The sequence below is a fragment of the Tolypothrix campylonemoides VB511288_2 genome, assembly GCF_045999855.1.
Classification (GTDB): domain Bacteria; phylum Cyanobacteriota; class Cyanobacteriia; order Cyanobacteriales; family Nostocaceae; genus Scytonema; species Scytonema bouteillei_A.
Window position 1 is genome coordinate 641,454 of record NZ_JBFPMW010000001.1, and the last position, 21,263, is coordinate 662,716.

The 21,263-nt window shown below is 42.5% G+C and carries 26 protein-coding genes and 2 pseudogenes; 14 read left to right on the forward strand and 14 right to left on the reverse strand.

The window, feature by feature from the left end:
- The first annotated feature begins 71 nt into the window (after window positions 1-71).
- The 6 genes from AB0756_RS02755 (at window position 72) to AB0756_RS02780 (ending at window position 5,965) form a co-directional block, all read left to right on the forward strand.
- Window positions 72-1,643: a DUF3131 domain-containing protein gene (locus AB0756_RS02755; protein ID WP_202048686.1), complete on the forward strand. Its 1,572-nt coding sequence runs from the start codon at window positions 72-74 to the stop codon at window positions 1,641-1,643.
- 19 nt (window positions 1,644-1,662) lie between these two features.
- Window positions 1,663-3,660 (forward strand): glycosyltransferase family 2 protein, encoded by a 1,998-nt coding sequence (locus tag AB0756_RS02760; RefSeq protein WP_038092804.1) that lies wholly within the window; start codon window positions 1,663-1,665, stop codon window positions 3,658-3,660.
- Window positions 3,661-3,767: 107 nt separating this feature from the next.
- Complete coding sequence (locus AB0756_RS02765) at window positions 3,768-4,091, forward strand: STAS domain-containing protein (RefSeq protein WP_038092821.1); 324 nt, start codon at window positions 3,768-3,770, stop codon at window positions 4,089-4,091.
- Window positions 4,039-4,626 (forward strand): hypothetical protein, encoded by a 588-nt coding sequence (locus AB0756_RS02770; RefSeq protein ID WP_202048685.1) that lies wholly within the window; start codon window positions 4,039-4,041, stop codon window positions 4,624-4,626. Before AB0756_RS02765 ends, AB0756_RS02770 begins: the two co-directional genes overlap by 53 nt.
- A 426-nt stretch (window positions 4,627-5,052) precedes the next feature.
- A complete protein-coding gene (locus AB0756_RS02775) occupies window positions 5,053-5,520 on the forward strand; it encodes a VOC family protein (RefSeq protein ID WP_038090993.1) in 468 nt (155 codons plus the stop codon).
- Between the two features lie 244 nt (window positions 5,521-5,764).
- Entirely contained in the window at window positions 5,765-5,965 is a 201-nt protein-coding gene (locus AB0756_RS02780; RefSeq protein ID WP_038092799.1) for a hypothetical protein, read from the forward strand.
- Between the two features lie 72 nt (window positions 5,966-6,037).
- Here AB0756_RS02780 and AB0756_RS02785 read toward each other — a convergent pair.
- The 10 genes and pseudogenes from AB0756_RS02785 to AB0756_RS02830 all read right to left on the reverse strand — a co-directional run.
- A pseudogene (locus AB0756_RS02785) lies at window positions 6,038-6,259 on the reverse strand (hypothetical protein); the annotation flags it as partial.
- 18 nt (window positions 6,260-6,277) lie between these two features.
- On the reverse strand, window positions 6,278-6,700 hold the full coding sequence (locus tag AB0756_RS02790; protein WP_038092793.1) for a pepsin/retropepsin-like aspartic protease family protein: 423 nt from the start codon (window positions 6,698-6,700) through the stop codon (window positions 6,278-6,280).
- Complete coding sequence (locus AB0756_RS02795) at window positions 6,693-6,911, reverse strand: hypothetical protein (protein WP_038092790.1); 219 nt, start codon at window positions 6,909-6,911, stop codon at window positions 6,693-6,695. The genes AB0756_RS02790 and AB0756_RS02795 overlap by 8 nt, the downstream gene beginning before the upstream one ends.
- Before the next feature lie 241 nt (window positions 6,912-7,152).
- Window positions 7,153-7,353, reverse strand: coding sequence for a hypothetical protein (locus AB0756_RS02800; RefSeq protein ID WP_038092787.1), 201 nt, complete (start codon window positions 7,351-7,353; stop codon window positions 7,153-7,155).
- 12 nt (window positions 7,354-7,365) lie between these two features.
- Window positions 7,366-9,012, reverse strand: a complete 1,647-nt coding sequence (gene ltrA / locus AB0756_RS02805; protein WP_038082281.1) for a group II intron reverse transcriptase/maturase — start codon at window positions 9,010-9,012, stop codon at window positions 7,366-7,368.
- Window positions 9,013-9,697: 685 nt separating this feature from the next.
- Entirely contained in the window at window positions 9,698-10,444 is a 747-nt protein-coding gene (locus AB0756_RS02810) for a tetratricopeptide repeat protein (RefSeq protein ID WP_167844820.1), read from the reverse strand.
- A 33-nt stretch (window positions 10,445-10,477) separates the two neighbouring features.
- Window positions 10,478-10,645, reverse strand: a pseudogene (locus AB0756_RS02815) (hypothetical protein); the annotation flags it as partial.
- A gap of 16 nt (window positions 10,646-10,661) precedes the next feature.
- Entirely contained in the window at window positions 10,662-11,132 is a 471-nt protein-coding gene (locus AB0756_RS02820) for a DUF1643 domain-containing protein (RefSeq protein WP_038093302.1), read from the reverse strand.
- Window positions 11,110-12,477, reverse strand: coding sequence for a cytochrome P450 (locus AB0756_RS02825; protein ID WP_038093305.1), 1,368 nt, complete (start codon window positions 12,475-12,477; stop codon window positions 11,110-11,112). Before AB0756_RS02825 ends, AB0756_RS02820 begins: the two co-directional genes overlap by 23 nt.
- 231 nt (window positions 12,478-12,708) lie before the next feature.
- Window positions 12,709-12,873, reverse strand: a complete 165-nt coding sequence (locus tag AB0756_RS02830; protein ID WP_167844819.1) for a hypothetical protein — start codon at window positions 12,871-12,873, stop codon at window positions 12,709-12,711.
- A gap of 60 nt (window positions 12,874-12,933) precedes the next feature.
- On the opposite strand from AB0756_RS02830, the gene AB0756_RS02835 reads away from it, so the two are divergent.
- On the forward strand, window positions 12,934-13,317 hold the full coding sequence (locus AB0756_RS02835) for a nuclear transport factor 2 family protein (RefSeq protein ID WP_038093308.1): 384 nt from the start codon (window positions 12,934-12,936) through the stop codon (window positions 13,315-13,317).
- A 37-nt stretch (window positions 13,318-13,354) separates the two neighbouring features.
- Here AB0756_RS02835 and AB0756_RS02840 read toward each other — a convergent pair whose 3' ends face one another.
- Window positions 13,355-13,498: a hypothetical protein gene (locus tag AB0756_RS02840; protein ID WP_167844818.1), complete on the reverse strand. Its 144-nt coding sequence runs from the start codon at window positions 13,496-13,498 to the stop codon at window positions 13,355-13,357.
- A 314-nt stretch (window positions 13,499-13,812) separates the two neighbouring features.
- Here AB0756_RS02840 and AB0756_RS02845 point away from each other — a divergent pair, with 314 nt between their 5' ends.
- Together AB0756_RS02845 and AB0756_RS02850 are read left to right on the forward strand one after the other, a co-directional pair.
- Window positions 13,813-14,247: an ester cyclase gene (locus tag AB0756_RS02845; protein ID WP_038093311.1), complete on the forward strand. Its 435-nt coding sequence runs from the start codon at window positions 13,813-13,815 to the stop codon at window positions 14,245-14,247.
- A gap of 365 nt (window positions 14,248-14,612) precedes the next feature.
- Window positions 14,613-14,912 (forward strand): hypothetical protein, encoded by a 300-nt coding sequence (locus AB0756_RS02850; RefSeq protein WP_038093314.1) that lies wholly within the window; start codon window positions 14,613-14,615, stop codon window positions 14,910-14,912.
- A 74-nt stretch (window positions 14,913-14,986) separates the two neighbouring features.
- On the opposite strand, the gene AB0756_RS02855 is transcribed toward AB0756_RS02850, so the two are convergent.
- Window positions 14,987-15,397 (reverse strand): nuclear transport factor 2 family protein, encoded by a 411-nt coding sequence (locus AB0756_RS02855; protein WP_038093317.1) that lies wholly within the window; start codon window positions 15,395-15,397, stop codon window positions 14,987-14,989.
- Window positions 15,398-15,568: 171 nt separating this feature from the next.
- Between AB0756_RS02855 and AB0756_RS02860 the strand changes: the two genes are divergently transcribed.
- Window positions 15,569-16,366 (forward strand): DUF3891 family protein, encoded by a 798-nt coding sequence (locus AB0756_RS02860; RefSeq protein ID WP_038093319.1) that lies wholly within the window; start codon window positions 15,569-15,571, stop codon window positions 16,364-16,366.
- 132 nt (window positions 16,367-16,498) lie between these two features.
- On the opposite strand, the gene AB0756_RS02865 is transcribed toward AB0756_RS02860, so the two are convergent.
- Window positions 16,499-16,675: a hypothetical protein gene (locus tag AB0756_RS02865; RefSeq protein WP_153021411.1), complete on the reverse strand. Its 177-nt coding sequence runs from the start codon at window positions 16,673-16,675 to the stop codon at window positions 16,499-16,501.
- 474 nt (window positions 16,676-17,149) lie between these two features.
- On the reverse strand, window positions 17,150-17,599 hold the full coding sequence (locus AB0756_RS02870) for a winged helix-turn-helix transcriptional regulator (protein WP_038093325.1): 450 nt from the start codon (window positions 17,597-17,599) through the stop codon (window positions 17,150-17,152).
- Between the two features lie 98 nt (window positions 17,600-17,697).
- On the opposite strand from AB0756_RS02870, the gene AB0756_RS02875 reads away from it, so the two are divergent.
- The 4 genes from AB0756_RS02875 (at window position 17,698) to AB0756_RS02890 (ending at window position 21,160) form a co-directional block, all read left to right on the forward strand.
- Window positions 17,698-18,687, forward strand: a complete 990-nt coding sequence (locus tag AB0756_RS02875) for a zinc-dependent alcohol dehydrogenase family protein (RefSeq protein WP_038093372.1) — start codon at window positions 17,698-17,700, stop codon at window positions 18,685-18,687.
- Window positions 18,688-19,018: 331 nt separating this feature from the next.
- Window positions 19,019-20,248 carry an RNA-guided endonuclease InsQ/TnpB family protein gene (locus tag AB0756_RS02880; RefSeq protein WP_038093328.1) on the forward strand — a complete coding sequence of 410 codons (1,230 nt, stop codon included), beginning with the start codon at window positions 19,019-19,021 and terminating at the stop codon, window positions 20,246-20,248.
- 47 nt (window positions 20,249-20,295) lie between these two features.
- Entirely contained in the window at window positions 20,296-20,613 is a 318-nt protein-coding gene (locus AB0756_RS02885) for a hypothetical protein (protein WP_202048684.1), read from the forward strand.
- Between the two features lie 145 nt (window positions 20,614-20,758).
- Window positions 20,759-21,160, forward strand: coding sequence for an energy transducer TonB (locus tag AB0756_RS02890; protein WP_038082880.1), 402 nt, complete (start codon window positions 20,759-20,761; stop codon window positions 21,158-21,160).
- Window positions 21,161-21,263 lie beyond the last annotated feature (103 nt).

The window sequence follows — 21,263 nt, forward strand, 5'->3', positions numbered from 1 at the left end:
CCTTTATCTTGGGAATACTGAGTTTGTAGGACAGGGGGATTATACAAGTGCTCATGGTAGGGGTAATCAATGTGATTCTGCAATCAACGCTGTATGTAACAACAGGAGTGGGGCAAGATGCTGCGATCGGATCTCACTCTACTATCCCCTCTTTTTACGCTCGTTCTGACTCCAAAATGCTTGATTTCAGGAACCACACTTCCGTAGGGTACCGCAGGCAAGGCGCTAAAGACACAAAAGAAGAAGAGAAGAAGATGAGTGATGTTGTGAAGGAGAAGAAGTTTATTATTGCTGCTCCTGATAATTTTAACCCTGGCTCTAACTCATCATCGTCTTCTGAACCCCCTACACCCCTAATTCCACCAACACGACCACAACCAGCGGTTTCTGAACCCCTTACACCCCTACACCCCTACACCCCTACACCCCTAAGATCGCAACCATCGGTTGCTGAACCTATTCCGTTGTCTTCTCAAAAAAAGTTACCTCTAAAACTTACTCATGCAGCTGATATTGAAGCTGCCCGACAAGCTTGGAAGTATTTTGAGAGAAATTGGAATCCTCAAACGGGTTTGGTGAATTCTGTGGACAACTTACCCTGGACGACTTGGTGGGATCAAGGTAGCGCTATCTTGGGAATTCATGCGGCTAGACAGTTGGGGTTAGTGCCGCAAGACGTGTTTCAACAGCGCGTCAATACTTTGCTGCGGACATTAGAAAATTTACCACTTCCTACAACTGGGTTGCCTAATAAAGCGTACAGTACCCATACTGCTCAAATGCGTCAACTTAATGACAAACCAGACCCTAAGGGTAGAAGTGGTTGGTCAGTGTTGGATATGGCAAGATTTTTGTTGGGATTGCACGTTTTACGGACTCATTACCCTGAATATCGCGATCGCATAAACCGAATTGTTGCTAGTTGGAATCTGTTTAAACTTGTCAAGGATGGTTGGTTAAATGGTGCCATTACAGGAACAGGCGAACAAATTTTGGAGGTGCAAGAAGGACGCTTTGGTTATGAACAATATGCTGCTTTGAGTTTAAAGCTATGGAATATTAACGCCCCAAATGCTATCTACAATCCACCAGTTAAGACGGTTGAAATAGATGGAATTTCCTTACAAGTAGACCAACGCAATTTTAAAAATTCTGGGGCTACAAACTACTTGACAAATGACCCTTATTTACTTTGGGGGTTAGAATTGGGCTGGTCAGATACTATTCAGCCTCAAGTCCGGAATCTCTTGCAAGTGCAAGTACAAAGGTTTAAACGTACTGGGATCTTAACGGCTGTTAATGAAGATTCTTTAGATCGTCCACCCTACTTTCTCTATTACAGTGTTTACGCTAACGACCAAGCTTGGAATGTTGCAAACACTAGGGGTAAAGTTTATTCTCAATTGCGGTTTCTTAGCACTAAAGCCGCCTTTTCTTGGTTTGCTTTAATGCCAAAAGACCCCTACACAAAAATATTACGAGATTTTGTTCAGAATTTAACCGACAAAAAACGTGGCTACTTTTCGGGACAATACGAAAATAAAACTCTTGGGGTGAATGCCTCTGTTAATGTTAATACAAATGCGGTTGTTCTAGAAAGTTTGCTCTACCAAGCAAGAGGCGAACGTCCTCTAGTTTTTTAATTTTATTTCAGGTGCAATAATGGCTTCAGTTTCTTCTTTTGACAATTCATTCTCCTTCTCTGGAAACAGCCGCTCAAAGTTGAGAAAAAGAACCCTGCTATTTCGTTATTTAGCAGAAATTAATCTCATTTTAGGTGCTTGGTATTTGCAATGGCGCATCACCCATTCCATTAACTTTGATGCGCTGTGGCTTTCTGTTCCTTTGTTGTTAGCAGAAATTTATAGCTATTTCGGTGGAGTGATGTTTGTGATTGGGCTGTGGCGTCCTATAGTTCGAGAGGTTAAGTCTCTTGAGCGCATGAAACCACTCATCCCCACTTCTCATTTGCCAAATGTAGATGTATTCATAACGTGTTACAACGAGCCTCCGGAAATTGTTGAAAAGACAGCTAAGGCGGCTTTAGCAATAGATTACCTACCAACAAAACTACGGGTTTACGTACTGGATGATGGAAACTCACCAGCGATGCGGGCTATGGCGGAAAGGCTCTGCTTAGAGGATTTGCAATCGCCACTCTTACAGCAGGAGGCGGAACGGATTGATACAGAACTCTCTTGTTTGTTAAATCGTCTTAAACAACTCGAAGACCTTACACCCAATGTTCAAGCAGCTGAACATTGGCTACAAGATTTATCAGCAGAACAGGCTCAAAGTGCCGATCGAACAACCACTACGTTTTTAGAGAATCTGCGACAGTTTATTCTATGGTTAAATTCGAGCGATCGCACAAAAACCTTAAACGAACATCTCATCACCGAACATCAAATCCTAGAACAAAACATTCATCAAAAAGAATTGGAGTTAGTTGAACTTACTCGTTTTCGCTACATTGCTCGCCCTAAACCAGAAGGAGTACCTCATCATGCTAAAGCCGGAAACTTAAATTACGCCATTTTTTCTGGAGAAACTACAGGCGAATTTATTTTGACCCTTGATGCTGACCATATTCCTAAACCTCAATTTCTAAAACGGGTTTTGCCATATTTTTATACCTACAATGTTTTTACAGGAAAATACGAACAAAATCGAATTGCTTTTGTGCAGACTCGCCAAGATTTTTATAACCTTCCTCCAGGCGATCCATTTGGACATCAAGCCAATTTATTTTATGGACCAATCCAACAAGGTAAAGATGGTATGAATTCTGCTTTTTACACAGGAACAAATGCAGTATTGAGGCGTGAAGCACTGATTAGTGTTGGGCTCCAAAATTTTGCTGATGAGTTTGCCAAAGATGAAAAACGTTTAAATGAATTTGAATTAGTTGGAGGTTTATCTAGTAACAGTATTACAGAAGATATGAATACCGCCATGCGCCTTCATGCGGCTGGTTGGAAATCAGTTTATCATAATGAACTATTGGCAGAAGGTTTGGCACCAGATGATTTAAGTTCTACGCTAAAACAACGTCTACGTTGGGCTCAAGGTACTATTCAAGTACTTTTGAGAGAAAACCCACTTACAAAACCAGGACTAACATTTTGGCAACGGTTACACTATTTTAAAACTATGTACAGCTACTTTTCTGGTTTTGCTACTCTTGTTTTTATTTCTTGCCCAATTATTTATTTCTTCACAGAAGTTGTTCCAGTTAAAACTTATGGTATTGATTTCTCCCTTCACTTTTTTCCTGCTTTTGTTGTCAATCGTTTAACATTATTGGCTGCTACTTGGGGTATTTCAGCTAGTGAAGTCTGGCGTTCAGAACAGTACGCAATAGCACTGTTTCCTCTATTGATTCAAGCTGTATGGAGTGTATTTTCAGGAAGACCTATTAAATTCCAAGTCACGCCAAAACAAAGACAATCAGGAATTTATTTAAGTCTTGTTTTACCTCAATTGATTATCTTTTCTCTCACTATACTAGGAATATTTTGGTGTCTTGCTCGCTTTGCTACAGGTCATCTCAATCATCCTTGGCTTTATCTACTAAATAGTGTTTGGGCTGTTTATAATTTATCACTTTTATGGTCTGTTATACGTGCATCTTTCTGGCAACCAAAATCAGAAACATAACTGATAAATATTGCAGAATTTACTAAAATAATGCCAAAATATAATCTCAAATTTTAGTGATTCAAAAATGAATCTTGCTACACAAAACATAAATGAGTAATAAGAGTATGAATTCTATTGTTAAAGTCCTTCAACCTTACGGTATTTTAAACCGTAGTAGCAGTAATGAACTACGCCGTGAAGTCCAAGATATTATGACTGATAAAACTGATATTGTATTGCTCGATCTATCAAATGTGAGCTTTATAGATAGCTCGGGTTTAGGTGCTTTAATATCAGTTATGAAAGTTGTCCGAAGTGGTAACGCCAAATTTTATATATGCTCCATGAACGATCAAGTCAGAATGTTGTTTGAACTGACTAAGATGGATCGTATTTTTGAACACTTTACTGATAGGGAAGAGTTTACTCGTCAAGTACTTACAACTTAAAGCTGATAAAAAAGGTTGCAATGCTGCTCAGTTAATGATACCTGCCTGGGGTGTCAGAAACGACAACATCACCGAGACAAATGAATATCGCAGTGGCGTTGGAGCCCACTGGCCCTTCCTCTCCGACGCGGGACGCAAAATCCAAAAAGACCTCGATATTGCTGAATACAGCGATCCTCTCCACAATCCCACGATCCCCTACACGATTGTCCTCGAACCGGGTCTGGTCATTTATAAGATCTACATGGGCTACTGGTTCTTCGGGCGACCCACTCTCGAAGAGCTGCGCCAGGACCTGCGTGCGCTTCTCAGGAAATGCCGACCGGACTGGGACATTACAACAGCTGAACTAAAAACGGCGTATCAAGAGGATTTTAGAAGAAGCTTGAAAGAAAAATTCCTTAGAGCCGTGCTGTTTGTCTGGAAAGAGTGCATATTGCGCCCCTGTCTTCCGCTTCTTCGAGTGCGATCGCCGCGCTACTTACTGTACGAGCGCACAGATCGCACTCTGCAACATCCATGCCATAAATTATAAGACCGCACCACTTTTTAAGCAGTGCGGTCTGGATTAGTATAAAAAGTTCATTTAAATATAAATCAATTGAAGTTTCACTGTCTTTGCTGGTATTTACCTGCCTTCAGTTGACCGAGGTTTTGTTTATCTATTAGGAACTACAACATCAAATTCCACCATTCCAGATTTGGCCAAAAAATTTTTGAACCGACGCGGCATAGTTCACCGTATTTCTTCCGCGAGCGTACAAAAATTGTAGAAGGCACAGTAAAGCGAGATCCCAATCGCCACTGTCCCACTGGCACACGAGTGGTGGCGTTCCTCAAGTAAATAACAATTAAATCGCATTTTAACTCAAAGAACTTGAGTGGTCTAAATTGAGTGCTCGCGGAAGAATGAAGTTAATCGAGGTGAGCAACACTTTTCACCAATTTCAAGGAGAACAAGATGAACAGCAATCAAGTAAACACTCAAAACATGAAACTCGAAGTTATAGTATTGCCCGTTGCTGATGTGGATCGCTCCAAGCACTTCTATGAAACGTTAGGATGGCGACTCGATGCTGACTTTGTCACCAGTGAGGACTTCCGGGTGGTGCAGTTGACCCCGAGCGGTTCGGAAGCCTCAATCATCTTCGGTAAAGGAATTACCTTCGCCGCGCCCGGTTCAGTTCAAGGTTTGTACCTCATAGTTTACGACATCTCCGCAGCCCGTGCCGAATTGGTGGATCGGGGTGTCGAGGTGAGTGAGGTGTTCCACGACATCGGAGGGATATTCCACCATGCCGGAACTGAAGGACGCTTAAGTGGTCCCGATCCGAAACGTCGCGACTATGCCTCCTATGCCTCATTCAGCGATCCAGACGGCAACGGTTGGGTGCTCCAAGAGGTGAAGGTGCGGCTTCCCGGACGGTAACGGGACATGACATCATGTCCAGTTGCATACCCATAGTTGCACAGACCCGGAGACACGGGGACAAGGGAGAAAGTTTGATTATGGGCATTTAGCCGGACCTGATATCAATCGCTTAAGGATCAAAAATAGCCAAAAGTAACAGATTTTTCGCTCATGAAGCGACTCGCCATCAGTGCCGCAGTCATGCACTCACCGAAAGAGCTAAAGCCAACAATTTACACAACACCTAAAACAAGGACACAAGATGAAAACGCAGAAAGTATGGTTTATTACCGGAGCCTCGGCGCTACACGGGCATCAACCCGGAGATCCGAAAAAGTTTGCCTCTGTGATGATTCAACTCGCCAATACAGAACATCCGCCGGTGCATTTGCCCGTCGGTCAGGACACGATCGCCATGTATCGGAGCAATGCGGCAAAAATGGCACGGGAAATTGAAGCATGATTGCCAGTCGCTACCAGCACCGACCACGACCACTCTGTAACAGCTTCGACCGTAGCCTAAAGAGCAATATTACTATATGATTTCCAAAGGAGTTTTACTATGAGTACCGAACAAAAAGTTGTTGATAGCAGGAGCGCCGAGCGCAACAGGAGCTACTTCAGCAGAAGCTAAGCCGAGAGGGAAGTTGTGAGCGTTGCACTCGTGCATCACTTCCATACCAAGGTTAGCGCGGTTGAGGATGTCTGCCCTGGTGCCAATTGCACGACCTTGGGAGTCAATCACAGAGAGGCGATAAGCCATTAAGCATAAAGGCTATACTGCCGTTTTTGGACGCAATTCAAATATCATTTGGGAGCGATAAAAGCAGACATCAAATTCCAAGAAAAAATTCATGCGCCCTAGTAATAACGGTACATCATCCGTTCGGCTCCATGCAAACACCAATCTGACTGGTGCAAAAGTCCCAACTCTAGCTAACAAAAGCAACCCCCTTGCTTCGACGGGTGCTAAATTTCCGGCTAGTTGTACTGTGGTTGTTAACTCTTCCCAAACGGCTCCTAACTGAATACCAAGGTTATATGGTAAAACATTGACGCTAGCTCCTGTGTCTAGCAAAGCTGATACTTCTACGGTTGAATTTCGATAACCTAGTATCAAAGGTAATTGTGGGACGAAATCGGCGTCCCCAAACATATCACGACCTTCAACAAAGGGGAACCTTTGGGAATTAAGCATCGCTTGTTTGTTTGTCTGACTCTAGCAGTGTTGCTAATTTTTGAGCAGCCTCATGAGAGTTGTATGGCGACCATACATGATAAGTTTCACCTGGTTGCAGCGATAATATTTCTTCTTCAGTAGCCATTTCTTGCACTAAAAACTGCATCACTTTCAGTTTGTCTGCACGAGACAGCTTTTTCAAGGTCGATAACAAGTCGGCGATGCTCATATTCATTTAAAGTTAAGAACTGGATACTTTACTATCTTCTCATGAATACTATCTTTATGAAAGGGTACATCAACGGAGTTGTTGGTCTTAAGTGCTAAAGATAACATTCCTAAATCATTCCATTTAATTCTTAAAATCTATCTTTTGTGAACATTTACCAATTTGCTGCACAAGTGATTTAGTAAAAGTGAACAATCATTTTCTCCTCAAAAATCCTCAAAACTTTCACGCTTGACAATCTCTAATTCACGTTATCCGCGATACCCGCTAAAGCAAGTAACGGCTTAAGCCGTATCGCTATCCAACCAATTGTAAAGTTTTTTAATAAAAGAGAATACGAACAACTGGCAATTACCATCGCACCAGGTAATCTGTCGGGTAAGGTTTGAGCGTTACCGCTCTCCCCTCCCCTAAGAACCGTACATGAGACTTTCGCACTCATACGGCTCAAGCCTTACTTCAAACGAGTTTTCACTGGGGTTTTGTGTACCTGTTTATGGCACGCTTTGTGCAGGTGCTGGAGGTTTCCCACGTCGTCTGTTCCACCTTCTGCAACAGGTACTATGTGATGGGTTTCGATTTCCTCTCCATTGAATAATGGTTCGCCACATTCTGGACAAATCCAGTTTTGGTTTTCTGCTATCTTATATAATTTGGAACCCTTCTCAAAGCGAGATTTCCCAAATTTTTGGTGGCGTTTTCTCCAGTACTCTTTTAAGGAGGGGTCATCGGGACTAGCGTCGCCTTTGACTTTTATGTGGCGTTCGATAGGCGTATACGCGATTTGATATAGGACAAGTTCTTTATCCTTACCTTGTCGGTCACTTGTTGTACAAGCAAATACCCACTTGTTACCTTTAATGGTCTTAAAGTAACGCCAGCGTACCCATTTTGAGTTTTTATTGGGGTGTCTACGCTTTGCCCAACGCCAAAGGTATTGCCATACTCGGTGTGAGATATAGCCAAAAGTTTCCTTGCTGACTACCGCTTTGTAATAGTTAGCAAAACCTCTGAGAATTGGATTAAGCTTGTAAATAAGAACTTCCTGTTCTACACCATTCAGGTTTTTGATTTCCTTACCAATCCGCTTGCAGAAGGTTAACACCTTCTTTTTTGACGGCTTAATCAGGAGTTTTCCATCGTAGTGCCGGGAGTTGAACCCCAGGAAATCGAAGCCCTCTTCCATTGACGTGATTACCGTCTTCTCAGCGCTCAATTCAAGACCTCTCTTCGACATCCATGCTTGAATCAGGTTTTGGGCAGTTTCGAGACTTTCCTTGTCTTTTGCCGTGACGATGAAATCGTCGGCATATCGCACCACGCCAAATTTTGGGTTGGTGGCTTTTATATAGGTTTCTAAGCCATGCAGCCCAATATTGGCAAGTAAGGGTGAGATGACTCCTCCCTGTGGTGTGCCTTGTTCTGTGAGGTGAAGATGTCCTTGGAACACAAAACCCGCTTTTAACCATCCTTTGATGAGTTCCCGTTTTGGGAAGTTGCTCACCATGTTCAGAATGGACTCATGGGCAATGTTGTCGAAGAATCCCTTGATGTCAGCTTCTAGAACCCAATTGTGCCATCTTGAAAGCAAGTTGAAGCTTTGTTCTATTGCGTCTTGACAGCTTCTTCCCGGTCGGAAGCCATAACTGTTTTGTTCAAATACGGCTTCCCATTCGGGTTCGAGTGCGTTCAAAACCATTGCCTGTTCGATTCTGTCGCGCACGGTCGGGATGCCGAGCGGTCGAAACTTGCCGTTAGGCTTAGGTATTTCTACCCTTCGTGTTGGTTTAAGGTTTCCCCCTTGCCAATTGTTTACCAGAATCACCCGTTGCTCTGGGGTGTTGACGATTTCCTTGTCAATTCCTGCCGTTGCTTTTCCAAGATTTGTCTGGGTGATGCGTCGAACAGATAATAGTAAGTTGGCGTAGCTTCTTTGCATCAACTTCTGTAAGTTTCTCAGCTTACGGAAGTCCCCAAGCTGACTCGCACGAAAGATTCTTTGCCGTAGGTTTCTGACAGCTTTATTAACTTTTTTCCAATTAATATGGTTCCAGTTTACTAGCTGTTTCTTCAGTCCGTTTGAAGTCAGTTCTGACATCATCTAACTTGTCCTTAGATTAGATTCCTTTGTTTAGTTTCCTTCGTATAAGACCCAGAAGAAGTCTGCTTTTCCTTTCGGTCAGGAGTGATGTTTCAGCCCCTATCTGGTTTGCTACAAACCAGCATTCGCTTTTTCTTCCATCCTTTACCCTCCAGAGAGTTCCGTCTTTGTTACCTCAGACCTACTAAGAGTAATCGACCTCTCTTAGACTCTGTAGGGCTTACCCTGTTGTACCGTTTAGTTTTCTATCCTCTTTTAGGTGCTATCTATTCTGCGATGGAAGTTATGTTCATACGATTTATAGATGGACAAGCTATAAATCCGATCCATTTACCTTTTGGTCAGAGCTTATCAGCCCGATTTAGCTCCTTTTCGTATAACGCAGTTTATCTAATAGTTCACTCGCGTTCACCTTTAAAGGATTCCCCTTTGCCCCTGACCGCCTTAGGGCTGGCAGCTTCGGTTACTTTCGTGGTCTGCATTCCACCTCGTTCATTACTTACTTGAGGCGTGACCGGACTCTTATGAGCCTTTTACGCCGGGGTAGCGGGTATGAATCCGCTAGGGAAGTAGGCTTCCCGTACTAAACGACCTTTTCAGGTCGCGCAGCCCAATACGAATCGCACTGGCACGGATCTCGGCTGTTACCTATATTGCATGGGAGCATTCGTTTGAAAAAGCTGAGTTAGCTTACCACTATTTTAAACTCCAAATCTTCTGGATTTAAGCTGATGGAGGAAGCTTTCTCCATATCTTCAAACGCTTGTGTAAGCTCACCAAGTTGTTTGTAAGCGAGACTTCGATAGTGATATGCCTGAGCAGAATCAGGATTAATCTGGATAGCTTGGGTGAAGTTTTTAATAGCGTCTTCGTAATTTTTTTGCTTATAGAAAACCAGTCCCAGACCAAAGTATGCTGCATCATCATTGGGGTTCATCTGAATAACAGCCGAAAAATCTTGGATAGCTTTTTGGCATTCATCAAGTTCTCTATAAGCACAAGCTCGATAAAAGTAGGGTTCGGAATCTCGTTCCGAGCTAATTTCAATGGCTTTGGAGAAATCTTTAATAGCTTCTTCAAAACTTTTTAAGTTTAGGTAAGCAACACCACGAGTTATGTAAAATTTTTCTTCTTTTGGTTGACAACGAATAGCTAGGGTAAAATCTTTAACAGCTTTCTCAAGGTCTTTGGATTTCAGAAATACTAATCCTCGGTTGTAGTAAGTACCAGAAGAATCAGGCTCGATATCGATAACCTGAGAGAACTGTTGCATAGCTTGCAGGGAATTTCCAAGCTCAGCATGGGCAATCCCTAATAAATTATGGACCTCAGGCGCAAAACGCCATTTTGGATTAAGAAGAATGACCTTAGACAAATCTTCAATAGCTTCTTGATATTTCTCTTGTTGAAAGAAAGCTTCTCCTCTCATCATGTACAGTTCTTCACTATCTGACTTAAGATAAATAGCTTCAGAAAAATCATTGATAGCTTCTTGAAGAAGTTCAGATTCTAAGTAAGCAAGACCTCGATAAAAATGAGCTTTTCCAGGTTTGTAACCAAGTTGAATAGTTTTAGTAAAATTATCTATTGCTTTACCAAAATCATGTAAATAAAATGAATAAACTATTCCGATATTTCAAACATTTCAGTCATAACGACAATTGCATGGGACATACACTGTTTTTTACATAAAGTGGATGACGCGGATACCCAGCTTTGGTTTGACCCAAGCAGTGGAGAGGTTGATGAGCGGAAATTAAAGAAAGGACTGCTCGATCTCGATTGAGAAAACTGCCATGTACACCCCAGGCAACAATCACTAATGCAGCACGCTCCGTTGCCGATTGAAGGTAAGAGTTATTTTTTGAACCAATCGGGTCAGCTACCTTAAATAAATCGCGAGGTTTTGTTGCACGATAAGCAAACAAATTGACGACTTCAACAGAACCATAACCCCAGAACCGAGCAAAATGAATACACCTGCAGAGCGTGCGATCGTCTCGAACAGCATCGGCGGTGCTTGGGTTAAGCATGACAAAAGTTGTTTGCCCTGCATTGATATCCCATTCACGCCTGAGTAAATAGCGATAATTCCCTTCAATGATGGCAGATTTTATCATGCATCTCTAAGGCTTTTGTAAGGCTCATTTTTACACCACCTTGAGGGCCTATTAAAAAACCCCGACGTGCTGGCTTAACAGGAGCCTTCTCCTCTAATTTCAACTGACAATTTAAAAGAATAGTTGCTAAAATTAATTTCATTTCAAACAAAGCAAATACTTGACCTAAGCATTGACGAGAACCACCTCCAAAAGGCCAAAATTCATAAGGTGAGTACTTCCGATTAATAAACCTTTCTGGTTGAAATTTGTCAGGTTGAGGATACAGATCTGCTCGATGATGAGTTAAGTAAATAGAAGGTATTACATACGTCCCAGAGGCAACTTGATACCCCCTTAAATTGACAGAGCGTAAAGTCATTCTAGGAAAAGTGGAAGGAACTACAGGGTAAATCCGTAAAGTTTCTTGACAAACTGCTGTCAGGTAAGGAAGTTGAGCCATTGCGATCGCGTCGGGAGTATTTAAACTTCGCAACTCATGCAAGAGTTTCTTATAGACTTCTGGTTGTTGATGAATCCAGTACAAAGCCCAAGCGATAGCAGTAGCCGTGGTTTCGTGACCCGCAACGAGTAAAGTCAAAAGGTTATCTCTTAATTCGGCATCACTCATGCCTTCTCCATTTTCATATTTTGCTTCAATTAGCAAACTCAAAATATCAAAATGTGTGACTTGTGCTTGGCGACGCTCCTGTATTTGCGTCATGAGTAACTCATCAATCTGTTGCCGCAAGCGCAGATATCTCCCCCAAGGACTCCAAGAACCCAAATCTTTTCTTAGAGGTGGAAATAATAAAACACTGGCGCTGAGTGGTGAATTAGTTAAATCCAACCAAGTTGTCATTAAATCTTCCAGTTTTTCAAACCGCAATCCCTCATCAATACCAAAGACTATTTTTAAGATAATTTTTATTGTGATGTCTTCACTTATATGACGAGCAATAAAAGTTTGTCCTGGTTTGAGGTGTTGTATCACTTGTTGAGTGATTTCACAAATTTGCTGCCCGTAATTGACCATTCGTTCCCCATGAAAGGGTGGCATCATTAACTTTCGCTGTTTTTGATGGCGTTCCCCCTCTTGTACAATTAATGAGTTTTCTCCAACTTGAGGTTTGAAGATTTCATTGGCAGCAGCCGGAGCCGCAAGAATTTTATTTATGGGATTAAATAATTCTTGAAGATCTTGAGGATGACTGACAACTAAGGTTTCTAAATTCCCAAAGGGATTGGTGAAAAAAAGGTCTCCGTAATTTTTGGCACAACGCTCCAAGAACTCCAATGGTTTTAGGGTTGATTCAATCTGTTGGATAAGTTTGGGAGTTTTAATTTTCTCAATTTGTTTACTCATACTTTGTGGATACCAATAATTATTTTCTTTAAGAATTATTGTGAAAAGCGTCCTTGTCAGAAGTCGCACCTAATTAATTACTAACTAACAGACGATTAATTTTGAGAACAAAGGCGAGTGCCTTCAACAATAGCCACTTTTTTCCAACTAATTTATAAGCAACTACACCGCTAACTCTCCAGTCATGCTACCACAGATAACAATACATAGCCTGCTGTAAACTGCCTGCTCCTAAGCAGTACTGATAGTTGGTTCTGCAATCCCCGATTTTTGCCTTGCTGTCAGAGCAGTAAAGCCGTGACCTTTATCCTGAAACCCATTGCAAACGATCGATTCCCAAACCATTAATTCCAGAAATTCTACTACCACCGATCGCATATTGAGAACTCGAACCACTGATAAACTCTGTACAATACATTATTAGTCCCTGCTGCATCTCCTTCACCACACCAATCTATGTTAGATCGAAGAGCACCAGAAATCGAACTGCTCCGTGCGGCATACGTAGCCTTTAACAGGCGAGACATTGACGCTGCCCTTGCCCTCATGACTCCGGATGTGGTTTGGCCGAGAGCGTTCAAAGGCGGTTTTGTCCGTGGACCTGAAAAAGTTCGCGCTTACTGGACGGAGCAATGGAGCGAGATCGATGGGCACGTCGAGCCGCAAACCTTTTACTTGGAGGAGGACGGGCGCATTTTGGTCTCGGTGCATCAGGTCGTGCGTGACTTGGCTGGAGCAGTTCTTGCCGATGAACACGTAGGCCATAGATTCACCTTTGAACACGGCTTGATTCAAGCTATGGAAGTCTGTCCACCTCCATCGTCCACCCCAAAGGCCTAACCACGCGCTCCTTGCGAATGGGTTAAGGCGGGCGTCCTTAAGGGCTCTCGAATTTTTGTACGTTGGGCAAACCCAACAAATTGTTGTCAAAGTGCGATCGCTCTTCCTCAAATCCCCCTGGTAATCCACTCCCCGCTTTTTGGGCAGCTTCAGCCGTGTAATATATTTTTTCTCCGTACACCTCGATAACACGGCTTGTTCTAATGGATGCTTGATAATTGTATCTTCAACAAGAAGCTACTTTTTCTGACAAAATCTGACTATTTAAAGATATCCTTAGCTGCAAATGGTTTGGCTACTAAAGACTTTTTCTAACTGTGGTTTTCAAAAGAGAAGCTTAAGATGAAGTCACTGCGATTGCAGAAATTTCTGTCTGAAATTCTAGGTTTTGTACCAAATTGAGTCATATAGTACGGTATCTTACTTGGCAAGCAAAAACAGCACTTAATCAGTTAGTCAATCAATCTATAAATTCTATTAAAGGAGAGATTTGCCATGTCTTCTACAGAAAAAAACAAAATAATTGCTCGACGGTGGTTTGAACTCATTAGCGAGCAATTGAGCGAAGAGATCTGCGAGATGACCGCTTCTACCTGGAAGATGCACGGTGGTCCGCTAGGGCTTCCCCCAGGACCGGACGGAGTCCGCGAGCTTTTTCGTTTAATTGGTCCTATCGATCAAAAATGGACGATAGAAGATGTAATTGCTGAAGGTGATAAAGTTGTTGTACGTGCGACAAACACATGCGTTCAGGAGAGTTTTCTTGGGATACCAGGTCGCGGTCAAAGGCAGACGTTCGCCGCTACTTTCATTCACAGGATTGCTGACTCTAAAATAATTGAAACTTGGCGAAATGCTGACGATCTCGGACGCGTTCTTCAACTCGGAGCGCAAATTGAGCCGAGAACGTCCGAGCAGTATCCCATGTAGACGGATGATATTGGCATGATATGAATTGGGGAGGAACGTAAGTCACCCAAATAGTTGAAGACTGGATTAACCAACTTCCTAATACAAAAATTAGCAATCCACTTGCGTGGCTTTAACTCCCCCTAGTAATCCACTCCCGCCCTGCACTCTCCGCAGCTTTAGCAGTGTAGTATAGCGTTTCCCAAACACCACTCTATTAGAACCAATGACTCGAAACTGCCAACAATTGCCTAAGCCGTAAGGAGTACACTTTACCGCTTCTTATCTCACCATAATGATGGTTGTAAGAGAGAGCCCTAAATATTTTAATAAGAATTGTATTTTTTGTAGTTAATAACTGTTGGTACCTGTTGAAATTTAAAGTCATGAACAATACATTTTTTGATAAATTTTTCCGCGACAGTAATGGTGAAATTGTTATAGCTCAGATGCCAAACCTACCACTTATTGTTTGGATATCAGCTAGCTTGCTTAAACTAATTTTTCCAACAGGCGGGATTAATATAGGATTAGACTTGGTGGCTTTTGGCTCTTTATTTACTTGGGCATGGCTGGAATTATTTCAAGGTGTTAATTATTTTCGGAGAACGCTAGGTTTTGTTGTGCTTATGGGTGTTATCGCGTCAAGAACTGTGGGTCTTGATGCACTTGGCTACAATATTTAACGCAAGGGGCGATTGCTTCCCAATCTTCCGCTCGGGTACATTAACAGTTATCTGTATATCTTTGAGAGCGCATATTAGTCAATTGCTAACCCGACTTGCCTAAACCAAGTAAGCTTGTCCCAATAACCACGTTGAAAGCGGATTTTTCCATCTACGACATGGAAGAAACCGCAACCTTTTAAAGTGTACTTTTTCCCCACAGAGTTTGCGTCGTGCTCATTCCCAACAAACGTTCCACCACCAGACCACTCTAGAATCGCCCACTCTCCATCCTCAAATAAGTTTTCGATGTGAGTGTAGGTGTCTGGCGTTGAACGAAAAAAGTTGACAAAATCATTATAAATCGCGCTTTTTCCTTCAAGAGGAGTTCCAATGGCAACCTGAATGTTCACGGCGTCTTCGTGATAAAGTGCTGCGGCTGCATCTGCATCGTGGGTGTTCAAGGCATCGACCCAAGTACTAATAACCTGCTTTGGTGTTACCATATGCAGTCTTCACCATGTGCTACAGTACTCTTTATCTTCCCCCAAGTTGATAAGAATTGCACCAAAAAATTCTCATTTATTCAACGCTGGCTTGACAAGCCTCATCGGCGATGTACTGAAAATAAAGCTCTGCGATCGCATCCAACTAAGAATGTGTCCAACTTTTAACTTATGCTGCACCGTTTCACAGAACAAGGGCTCATTTGCATTACCCAACCCCATCACGCTTGGCTTGCGGGTCAACTAGCGTGCGCTTGGGGTAATGAAAAATTCGGTACATTGGCTCCAAGAGTTGAAGTTTGTCTCGCCGCAGAAATTCACGATATCGGCTGGCTTGAGTGGGAACAATCGCCAACCTTAAACCAAGAAACTGGCTATCCCCATAACTTTACCGAACTAACAACACAAGAACATATCAATATTTGGTCAAGTGCCAAAAAGCTTGCGCTACCAATGGGAAGGTATGCAGCATTACTTGTTTCAATGCACGGTACGGGTCTGTATGAAAGGTTTACAAGCTGGCAAAATTCCGCCAATTCAATTCAAATTGTGCGGGATTTTTTAAAAGGCGAATATGAATTTCAAGAAAAGCTTATTGCTATCTTGAATCATGATGAATACTACACAAAATACGCAACACGAGAGGCGATCGAACGCAATCAAAAGCTAGTTGCAACGTGGGATGCGCTTTCAATTCTTTTGTGTCAGGGATTTACTGGTAAACAAGAAGTCACTCAAGTACCAGCGCTTGATAGCACGAACGCGCTTCAATTAACCCTGGTAGAAAACAAAAACAATCACCATCAAATTACAGTATCTCCTTGGCCATTTAGGGAGAGCGAGGTTAATTTGGTGTATGAAGGACGGCTTTTACCATCGACTTTTAAGGATGAAAAAAGAATGCGAGACACTCTTATGGAAGATTGCTGGGTAACTTTAAGCACTATATTAAAGCCAGGTAGGGATTAAAAAGTTCAATGGTATACCCACTTGCTTTCTAGTTAAGGACTACAGGTATCCTTGTAGGAATTGGATTCCAATTTAGCAGTCAGTTGTAGAGGTTTTTCCTCTACAACTTGGGTTAAGAAATTCCAGAAGTGCCTAGGACTTCAAGACTTTTACAAAAGCAGTTAACGAGCGAAACAACAGCACTAAAACCAGAAGAGTTGTAATTGCAACCCCTCCAGTCTCCCATAACTGCGTTTCAGCAATGCTGCATAAACTTGTTGGTACAGCTATCTCTGTCCCACCAAAGCTAATAGGAAATCCTTGTAACATCTGGTTTACCTCTTGTAAAGAATGGCTTTTTTCGGAATCAGGCTCACGAATGCAAGATAAACCAGTAGTTTCGCGACAAACTATTAGGCTCTCCTCACACCATGAAAAACCCGAACCTCGCACTTACGTACTTAGAGGTATTTATAACAAATTATTTTCTCAGAAGCAATCTTTATTTCAGGATGATATCCCTGCTGTGAGCATTTTTCGCAGCAGGGAACCTAATAGTTTGTCGCAATGTCTATATTACACCCTCATGTTTAAATTTCGCATAAAGAAATTAATTGATTTAATGAAGAAAGCATAAAGAATAAGTCATAAAGCCTGGTAGAATTACTTAGTTGCGGGTGAGTTGACAAGCGATATTTAGTTGCGATCGCGTAACACTGTCAGCCAATCATCGAATTGCCCGATCGCCTCAGATATGGAAATACGCTCGGGTAATTGTCCCATGCCATCTGCACGCCCAAATGGTTACTTAGGTTCCCAGTAGTCATCTTTTGGACTGTTGTCATATTGTTCCATTGCAGCTTTCACATCTGGGATATGATGGTATGCCCACTCCCCCAGGACTGCTAATGGCTCGACTAACGATTTTCCCAACGGTGTAAGGGAATAGTCTACTCTTGGAGGAACCGTAGGATAAATTTCTCGCTCAATTAATCCACACCGCTCCAGATTGCGAAGATTTTGAATAAGCATCTTGGGCGATACACCAACAATTTGCTGCTTGAGTTCGCTATAGCGCTTCTTCCCTTGTGTCAGGGCATACACAATCAGCACTGTCCACTTGTTGGCAATGTGTTCGAGCATTTGATGACCCGCACAATTTGTATCAAAGAGATTCATCTGCGATATGCGCTCGAGCGCAGGCTGGGGGAGGTAGTTGAGTTGGGGTTCGTTAGAATCCAGATTGAGCGCCATGTTTACTAAAAAGTAACTAATACACTTTGCCGTTAATCCTTTCGGGCAGCAATACCTCAATGGTACTCATGAAATATCAGTTTTATGAGGTAACGATTATGCAAGCGCAGACTATAACTCAGTTTGGTAGCCCCAGCGTATTTGAAACGGCAGACATCCCTGTACCCCAAGTTCTGCCAAACCACGTGCTGATTCGGGTAGCAGCAACTAGTGTCAATCCAGTGGATTGTAAGATCCGACAGGGCGCAGTCGCAGATATTGCCCCCGATCTGCCTGCTGTTTTGCATGGAGATGTTGCTGGCGTGGTTGAAGAGGTTGGCGAAGGCGTTACCGCTTTTCAGCCTGGAGATGAAGTTTATGCTTGTGCAGGTGGAGTGAAAGGATTGGGGGGTGCATTAACAGAGTATATGCTGGCAGATATGAACCTGGTTGCTCGCAAACCAAAGTCCCTTACAATGGCAGAAGCAGCAGCCCTTCCCCTCGTCTCTATTACAGCATGGGAAGGACTCATCGATCGCGCTAAAGTTCAACCGGGGCAAAGTGTTTTGGTTTACGGCGCAACCGGAGGAGTGGGGCATATAGGTGTGCAATTAGCAAAATGGGTAGGAGCAACAGTATATGCTCTGGTGTCCGATGAAGAGAAAGCCGCGATCGCCCGCAAGCTTGGAGCCGACTTTACCATCAACTATCGCTCACAACCTGTGGAAGAGTTTGTAGCAGAACACACGGATGGTCAGGGATTTGATGTGGTGTTTGACACGGTTGGTAACGATAATTTACAAAATGCCTTCAAAGCGGCAAAGCTTAATGGCACAGTCGTTTCGCTCGTCTCTTTATCTCAGCAGGACTTAACGCTTCTCCACGCTAAAGGACTCACCGTGCATTTGGTGTATATGCTGATTCCACTGCTGTACGGAATGGGTCGGGTGCGTCACGGAGAAATCCTAACGCAACTAGCTCAACTAGTATATGAGGGAAAAGTACGACCGTTACTCGATTCTAAAATATTTCATTTCTCTGAAGTGACACAGGCTCATCAACGAGCTGAGTCGGGTCAGGCGATCGGTAAAGTGGTACTGCAACGGTAAAGCGCTGCTTAAAACAATTTAAGGATAAAGTATAAAGTAAATCCCTCAATTTATTGAGGGTGCTCAACCTATTTTTCTTCCTTTATCCTTTTGGATTCAATATCCCAAGTTTTTTTGGTTAACTAATTCGCCGTAAGTCCCCCCACGCTCATTCGGTACTCCGAATCAGTGGCGGGATATAAGGCGGGCTGCGACGATTACATCTTTGACCAATTCTTACGCCCTGGTAAGAGAGGAAAAAGATGTATGAGGAGTAGCCAAATATTTCCGGAATAGCTTTACTGCAAATAGGATATTATAGTAAGGAAATCAATCAAGGAGGTGAAGACTAGTGTTAAGACGAGCTGTAAAAGTACGCTTATACCCAACGGATGAACAAAAACAAATACTTGCACAACATTTTGGCTGTGCGCGTTGGTGGTGGAACTATGGACTGAATAAGTGCATTGAAACTTACAAAGCGACTGGTAAAGGTTTGTCTCAATCTGGTCTAAACTCCATGTTGCCATCGCTCAAAAAAGAGTTTGAATGGCTGGGAGAATGTTATTCACAGGTGTTACAATCTGTAAGTCTTAATTTGTCCCGTGCATATCAAAACTTTTTTGAAGGTAGAGCAAAGTATCCTAAGTTTAAGTCTAAACATCACCGTCAATCTATCCAGTATCCGCAAAAAGTCCAGCCAATTGGAAAATTCTTGAAGTTCCCAGGAAGACTTGGTGTAATTGAAGCTAAAGTACATAGATTGTTGGACGGAACAATTAAAACTGTTACAGTCAGTCTGTGTCCATCTGGCAAGTATTATGCTTCTGTGTTGATGGAATATAAAGGTGAAAACCCGACACCTAGCACTGACGGCAAGGTGATTGGAATTGACTTGGGTATCAAAGACTTTGCTATTACTCATGATGGTGAAAAAACGTCTAAATATGCTAATCCCAAGCATCTTGCTAAACACGAAAAGAACTTAGCTAGGAAACAGAGGAAGTTAGCAAGAAAACAAAAAGGAAGTCAGCGGAGAAAAAAAGCGTTAAAACTAGTAGCTAGGGTATACGAACGAGTTAGCAATGTCCGTCACGATTTTCTACATAAGTTGTCGCGAAAAGTTGTAGACGACAATCAGGTTGTAGTAGTCGAAAACTTAAACGTCAAGGGCATGGTTCGTAATCACAAATTAGCTAAAGCAATATCTGATGTAGGATGGGGGACTTTTACTAACTTCTTGGCATACAAGCTAGAAAAAGAAGGCAAAGTGTTAGTAGAAATAGACCGATGGTTCCCTAGCTCCAAGCTTTGCTCTAATTGTCATTACCAAGTTGATGAGATGCGGTTGGATGTCCGTACATGGGCGTGTCCTAGTTGTGGTACTCATCACGATAGAGATGAGAATGCTGCTAAAAATATTAGAGCAGAGGGTATCAGAATGCTAATCTCCTCTGGGACGGGGGAGTCTGCCAGTGGAGGGGATGTAAGACCAAATCGCGGACGCAAGTCCAAGACGCGGCAATCCCCTGTGAAACTGGAAGCCCACACTGTACTTGGTACTCCAACTCAGTGTGGGTAGTTCACCATCTATAACATTTGAAAAAGGCAAGGAGAGCATGATTTTATATGTCAATTCAAAAAATTTGGCAAAACTATAGTACTGGGATGGCAACCTACGATCGCTGCCATCCACCCACTGTTACTTCCCAGTGGGAGGCATTTAAAAGTGAAGTATTAGAGTTTACTGAGAATCCAAGCACTAAGGAAGCGTGGGATATTTTGCATTCAGGGGGACGATTATTCTGGAAGTTGACAGGTATACCTCTACAGTTAATAGCTTGGCCCACTGTTTGTAAACATAGCGAGCGTTATGCTAGCCACGGTTGTATTCGCAGTTCACGCAATTGTGAAGGTAGATGCCGTTATCAAGCCAATTCCCATTGACAAGCAAGGAGTAACAAAAATATAGACGCAAATTCAAACAATAAAAAGATCGGGCTGAGCTTGAAGAATCCGCCAACGAACAAGGGAGGTAGTGGGAAAATACACTCATGTAGGATAATGTTTGAAGAATTCCATATCCTGGATTATGAACGGTATCAATCCAAAAACCACCAGAATCTTTTTAACAAAGTTGATTGCATTGGGTGCGATCGCGCTGATTTTTGGTATTGGTGAAACAATCCATCGCGGATGTGCTACAGAGCCAGAACCAAACCCGGAAAATGCGCCATTTGATTCAAGAGACTGTATTAAATGTTACGTTGCTTATCCAAAAATAGCAAAGCAACAGGGTATTGAAGGCACAGTAGAAGTTGCTTTTGATGTTAACAACAATGGCAATCCCATCAACATCCGGCTAGTTCGTTCAAGTGGGTCACGGGAATTAGATGACGCGTTAATACAGCAAGTCCCGAACTTCCAATTAGATCCCAAATCTGCGGGAAGAAAAAATATACGATTAACAGTGAATTTTTCTATTAAAAAATAAAAACAAAATAGCAAAATTACTCATTTCTTCTGTTCGTATTAGCGCTTCTGTCTGAGAACGACGCATTGTTTTGTTGTACTAGGGCTGTTTTTACTGGTGGGTA

Excerpts from the sequence above, each read along its gene's own strand:
- AB0756_RS02845 (WP_038093311.1), top strand. The coding sequence starts at position 13,813 with ATGTCTTCTACAGAAAAAAACAAAATAATTGCTCGACGGTGGTTTGAA.
- AB0756_RS02855 (WP_038093317.1), bottom strand. The coding sequence starts at position 15,397 with ATGGTAACACCAAAGCAGGTTATTAGTACTTGGGTCGATGCCTTGAAC.
- AB0756_RS02795 (WP_038092790.1), bottom strand. The coding sequence starts at position 6,911 with ATGAGCATCGCCGACTTGTTATCGACCTTGAAAAAGCTGTCTCGTGCA.
- AB0756_RS02850 (WP_038093314.1), top strand. The coding sequence starts at position 14,613 with ATGAACAATACATTTTTTGATAAATTTTTCCGCGACAGTAATGGTGAA.
- AB0756_RS02780 (WP_038092799.1), top strand. The coding sequence starts at position 5,765 with ATGAAAACGCAGAAAGTATGGTTTATTACCGGAGCCTCGGCGCTACAC.
- AB0756_RS02825 (WP_038093305.1), bottom strand. The coding sequence starts at position 12,477 with ATGAGTAAACAAATTGAGAAAATTAAAACTCCCAAACTTATCCAACAG.
- AB0756_RS02835 (WP_038093308.1), top strand. The coding sequence starts at position 12,934 with ATGTTAGATCGAAGAGCACCAGAAATCGAACTGCTCCGTGCGGCATAC.
- AB0756_RS02790 (WP_038092793.1), bottom strand. The coding sequence starts at position 6,700 with ATGCTTAATTCCCAAAGGTTCCCCTTTGTTGAAGGTCGTGATATGTTT.
- AB0756_RS02885 (WP_202048684.1), top strand. The coding sequence starts at position 20,296 with ATGTCAATTCAAAAAATTTGGCAAAACTATAGTACTGGGATGGCAACC.
- AB0756_RS02800 (WP_038092787.1), bottom strand. The coding sequence starts at position 7,353 with ATGAGTGCGAAAGTCTCATGTACGGTTCTTAGGGGAGGGGAGAGCGGT.
- AB0756_RS02760 (WP_038092804.1), top strand. The coding sequence starts at position 1,663 with ATGGCTTCAGTTTCTTCTTTTGACAATTCATTCTCCTTCTCTGGAAAC.
- AB0756_RS02775 (WP_038090993.1), top strand. The coding sequence starts at position 5,053 with ATGAACAGCAATCAAGTAAACACTCAAAACATGAAACTCGAAGTTATA.
- AB0756_RS02890 (WP_038082880.1), top strand. The coding sequence starts at position 20,759 with ATGAACGGTATCAATCCAAAAACCACCAGAATCTTTTTAACAAAGTTG.
- AB0756_RS02865 (WP_153021411.1), bottom strand. The coding sequence starts at position 16,675 with ATGTTACAAGGATTTCCTATTAGCTTTGGTGGGACAGAGATAGCTGTA.
- AB0756_RS02875 (WP_038093372.1), top strand. The coding sequence starts at position 17,698 with ATGCAAGCGCAGACTATAACTCAGTTTGGTAGCCCCAGCGTATTTGAA.
- AB0756_RS02860 (WP_038093319.1), top strand. The coding sequence starts at position 15,569 with ATGCTGCACCGTTTCACAGAACAAGGGCTCATTTGCATTACCCAACCC.
- AB0756_RS02810 (WP_167844820.1), bottom strand. The coding sequence starts at position 10,444 with ATGATGAGAGGAGAAGCTTTCTTTCAACAAGAGAAATATCAAGAAGCT.
- AB0756_RS02870 (WP_038093325.1), bottom strand. The coding sequence starts at position 17,599 with ATGGCGCTCAATCTGGATTCTAACGAACCCCAACTCAACTACCTCCCC.
- AB0756_RS02820 (WP_038093302.1), bottom strand. The coding sequence starts at position 11,132 with ATGATAAAATCTGCCATCATTGAAGGGAATTATCGCTATTTACTCAGG.
- AB0756_RS02765 (WP_038092821.1), top strand. The coding sequence starts at position 3,768 with ATGAATTCTATTGTTAAAGTCCTTCAACCTTACGGTATTTTAAACCGT.
- ltrA (WP_038082281.1), bottom strand. The coding sequence starts at position 9,012 with ATGATGTCAGAACTGACTTCAAACGGACTGAAGAAACAGCTAGTAAAC.